Source organism: Mycobacterium sp. TH-M103 (assembly GCF_057473785.1).
The window spans coordinates 1-3665 of record NZ_JBYCLG010000337.1; the positions used below are offsets into that span (position 1 = coordinate 1).

At 72.8% G+C, this 3665-nt stretch carries 4 protein-coding genes; 2 read left to right on the top strand and 2 right to left on the bottom strand.

Annotation, left to right across the window (positions count from 1 at the left end; translation table 11 throughout):
* The coding region (gene thiO / locus AC2VOR_RS18715; protein WP_486964289.1) for a glycine oxidase ThiO at positions 1–871 on the bottom strand (871 nt) is incomplete at its 3' end.
* A 155-nt stretch (positions 872–1026) separates the two neighbouring features.
* On the opposite strand from thiO, the gene thiE reads away from it, so the two are divergent.
* A complete protein-coding gene (gene thiE, locus AC2VOR_RS18720; protein ID WP_369740900.1) occupies positions 1027–1695 on the top strand; it encodes a thiamine phosphate synthase in 669 nt (222 codons plus the stop codon).
* On the opposite strand, the gene AC2VOR_RS18725 is transcribed toward thiE, so the two are convergent.
* A complete protein-coding gene (locus tag AC2VOR_RS18725; RefSeq protein WP_369740901.1) occupies positions 1667–2308 on the bottom strand; it encodes an NUDIX hydrolase in 642 nt (213 codons plus the stop codon). The genes thiE and AC2VOR_RS18725 overlap by 29 nt on opposite strands.
* A gap of 125 nt (positions 2309–2433) precedes the next feature.
* Between AC2VOR_RS18725 and glnX the strand changes: the two genes are divergently transcribed.
* A partial coding sequence (gene glnX / locus AC2VOR_RS18730) for a protein kinase G-activating protein GlnX (protein ID WP_486964290.1) occupies positions 2434–3665 on the top strand: 1232 nt, incomplete at its 3' end.

Below are 3665 nucleotides of genomic sequence, written 5' to 3' on the forward strand. Positions count from 1 at the left end.
TCGGGCGCAGGCCCGCGGCGCACTCGGCCAGCTCGTACTCGCCCAGCGCGGGCAGCACCGCGCACGCGTCGTCGAGCAGGTCACGCACCCCGGACACCACCGGGGCGGTGTCGTGACCGTGTTCGTACTGGGTGGCCCCGACGACCACCCCGTCGTGACGCGGCACCAGGTACACCTGCCGCCCGTGCACACGGGCCCGAATCACCCTCTGCGGCACCGGCATACACCCCTTTCTCCAGCGCAGACGCAGCACCTCGCCCTTCACCGGGCGCACCGGCAGGCCGGGCCACAGCGCGGGCGCGTCCACGCCGTTGGCGATCACCACCGCGTCGCCGCCGGCTCCGGACAATTCGCTCACCGGCGGGGCCCAGCGCACCCCGAGGCGCTCGCAGTCCGCGCCCAGCGCGTCGAGCACGCCCCGGTTGTCCACCGCCAGCTCGGTGGGCGCCCGGAATCCGTGCCGGATGCCCTGCGCCAGCAGGGGTTCGACGTCACGGGCCGCCGACTCCCAGATCACGGGATGGCCCTGCGCGGAGAGCCAGTCGGCCACGGTGCGCAGGTCCGCGACGTCGGCCCGGTCGACGGCGACCACCAGCGACTCGCGCGCGGTGACCACCTCGGGCGGCAGGTCGTCCAGGAACCCGCCCTCGCGCCACAGCCGCAGCGACTCCAGGCCCAGGTGCAGCAACCGCTCCTCGCCGGGCCAGCCCTCGCTGTGCGGGGCCAGCATCCCGCCGGCCACCCAGGAGGCGCCCCGGTCCCCGGTGCGGTGCACCCGCACCGACCAGCCGGCGCGCGCCGCCGCGCGTGCCACCGCAAGCCCGATGACGCCGCCGCCGATGACGGCCAGCGACCGCGAATCTGGCGGCATGTTCGGCCTCCCTATCGCCGGCATTACCCGGATCAGGTGTGACGGTAAGGGCAGATCCGGTCCTCCCGGCTGTGCCCACTCTCAGCCCCGCAGCTACCCGGGGCTCCCGTGTTGTGTATTTCCCGGGTTCCACGCTAGCGCGCTAGCGTCGCGGTGTGCAGACACGCGTCTCCGCTCTGGCCGCAGCGCGGCTCTACCTGTGCACCGACGCCCGCCGCGAGCGCGGCGACCTGGCCCAGTTCGCCGACGCCGCCCTGGCCGGTGGGGTCGACGTCATCCAGCTGCGCGACAAAGGATCGGCCGGGGAGCAGCGGTTCGGGCCGCTGGAGGCGCGCGACGAGCTGGCCGCCCTCGAGATCCTCGCCGACGCGGCGCTCCGACACGGCGCCCTGTTCGCGGTCAACGACCGCGCCGACATCGCCCGCGCGGCCGGCGCCGACGTGCTGCATCTGGGGCAGGGCGACCTGCCGCTGGAGGTGGCGCGCGACTTCGTCGGGCCGGACATGCTGATCGGCCTGTCCACCCACGACCCCGACCAGCTCGCCGCCGCCCACGGCGCGGCCGATTACTTCTGCGTCGGGCCCTGCTGGCCCACCCCCACCAAGCCGGGCCGCGCGGCGCCGGGCCTGCGGCTGGTAAGCGCCGCCGCCCGGCTGCGCACCGACAAGCCGTGGTTCGCGATCGGCGGCATCGACGCGCAGCGCCTGCCCGACGTGCTCGCCGCCGGCGCCCGCCGCGTCGTGGTGGTGCGCGCGATCACCGCGGCCCAGGATCCCCGGGCGGCGGCGCAACGGCTCAAGTCGGCGCTTGCAGCAGCGAGCTGATCCGGCGGCTCAGCGGCGAGGGCGCCTGGTCCTCCCGAAGCGGGGGGCCGGGCATGCACCACACGAACGCCTCGTCGTCGATCCGCAGGGTGCGCGGCAGGTGGTGCCGTCGCTCGTCGCCGGCCTCCAGCGGGACCAGCGCCGGTTCGGTGCGCAGCCGGTGCCAGCTGGCGGCGAAACCGGGGTGCAGCGGCAGTGCGGCCACTTCGTCCTCGGCGACCCAGCGCATCTCGGTGCTTTCCATGTTCGGCTCGGTGTGCAGCAACTCCCCGGCGTCGGCGACCACGGTGGTGTAGCTCCAGCGGGTGCCGGCGATCCCCGACACCTCGGCGGTGACCACCGTCGCCCGCACGACCAGCAGCTCGACGTGCAGGCCGGCTTCTTCGTGCGCCTCTCGCACGGCCGTCTGCTCCGGGCTCTCGTGGCTGTCGCGGGCGCCGCCCGGCAAGCCCCAGGTGCCACCCTGATGGCTCCACACCGCCCGGTGCTGCAGCAGCACCGCCGGGGTGCCGTCGGGCCGCGGGGCCCGCAGCAACAGACCGGCCGCGCCGTACCGGCCCCAGTAGTGAGCGCCGTTCTCGGATATCACCCACCCGTCGCCGTCGCCGTGCACGCGTTCAGAATAGGCGCGGGTCATTTGCATCGGCCTCCCACATCATCGGGAACATCCTCTTAGAATTCGCTTATAGAAGTTGGTGCCGTGAATCCCCGAGGCCGAGAGACGAGGTCTGCACACACGTGACGGTTGAGCTGGCCCACCCGACGACCGAGCCCCAGGGATCCCGGTCGCCGGTCGAACCGGCCCACCCGCGCTGGTGGTTCATCTCGACGACGCCCGGCCGCATCCTGACGCTGGGGATCGTCCTGGCGACCCTGGGCGGCCTGACGGCCTTCGCCACGTCGACGACGATCAACCACCGCCAGCAGGTGCTGACGACGGTGCTCAACCACACCGAGCCGCTGTCGTTCGCCGCCGGACGGCTCTACACCACGCTGTCGGTGGCCGACGCCGCGGCGGCCACCGCCTTCATCGCCGAAGCGGAACCACGTCCGGTCCGCGAGCGCTACGAGCAGGCCATCACCGACGCCACCGTCGCCGTGACCAGGGCGTCGAGCGGGCTGACCGACGAACCGCTGGTGCAGCTGCTGGGCCGGATCAACGCCGAGCTGGCCGTGTACACCGGGCTGATCGAGATCGCGCGCACCAACAACCGGGAGGGCAATCCGGTGGGGTCGTCCTACCTGTCCGAGGCGTCGGGGCTGATGCAGGCGACGATCCTGCCGGACGCGGCGCGGCTCTACGAGGCGACCTCGGACCGGGTGGACGCCGAAACGACCGCCTCCACCCAGATCCCGGCCCCGGTGATCCTCGTTGTCGGCACCACGGTGGCCTTCGGCGCGTTCGCCCACCGCTGGCTGGCCCGGCGCACCCGGCGCCGGATCAACCCGGGGCTGATCGTGGGTGGGCTGGCTATCCTCGTCATGGTGGTGTGGGTCGGGACGGCGTTGACCATCTCCACGACCGCCAGCCGCAGCGCCAAGGACACGGCCGCCGACTCGCTCAAGACCATGACCAAGGTCGAGATCACCGCGCAACAGGCGCGCGCCGACGAGACGCTGTCGCTGATCCGGCGCGGCGACGAGGACCTGCGCAAGCAGTCCTTCTATCACCGCATCGACGCGATGCACCGGCAGCTCGAGCAGTACATGTCCCGTAGCGACGCCGTCGACAAGCCCGACCTGCAGGGCGCCGATCAGCTGCTGGTGCGCTGGCGGCAGGCCAACGACCGGATGAACTCCTACATCTCGGTGGGCAACTACCGGGCCGCCACCCAGGTCGCGCTCGGCGGCGGGGAGAACGACGCCACTCCCGCCTTCGACCAGCTCGAGGACCAGTTGGTCAAGGCCATGGATCAGGGCCGCAGCCGCCTGCGCAACGACGTCCTCAACGCCCGCAGCGGGCTGTCGGG